Below are 516 nucleotides of genomic sequence, written 5' to 3' on the forward strand. Positions count from 1 at the left end.
CCTCGGCGTTCTGGGCGCGATGGCGCAGCAGGTGGTCAATCAGGGTCAGCGCCATCATCGCCTCGGCGATGGGGGTGGCGCGGATGCCGACGCAGGGGTCGTGGCGCCCCTTGGTGACCACCTCCACGGGGTTGCCGTGAACGTCGATGCTGCGGCCGGGCGTGGTGATGCTGGAGGTCGGCTTGAGCGCCAGGTGGGCGACGATGGCCTGGCCGCTGGAGATGCCGCCGAGCACCCCGCCGGCGTGGTTGGAGAGAAAGCCCTCCGGGGTCATCTCGTCGCGGTGCTCGCTGCCCCGCTGGCTCACCGAGGCGAAGCCGTCGCCGATCTCCACCCCCTTCACCGCGTTGATGCTCATCAGCCCATGGGCGAGCTCGGCGTCGAGGCGATCGAAGACCGGCTCGCCGAGCCCGGGGGGCACGCCCTCGGCCACCACGGTGATCTTGGCCCCCACCGAGTCCTGATCGCGGCGCAGCTGGTCCATGTAGGCCTCGAGCTCGGGCACCCGTGCCGGGT

General features: G+C 71.3%; 1 protein-coding gene. It reads right to left on the bottom strand.

Translation table 11 applies throughout. The features are described 5' to 3' along the window. Positions 1-516 (bottom strand): chorismate synthase (locus DS839_RS36135; protein ID WP_119275364.1); only part of this gene is annotated, 516 nt, incomplete at both ends.

It is taken from the genome of Taklimakanibacter deserti (genome assembly GCA_003574785.1).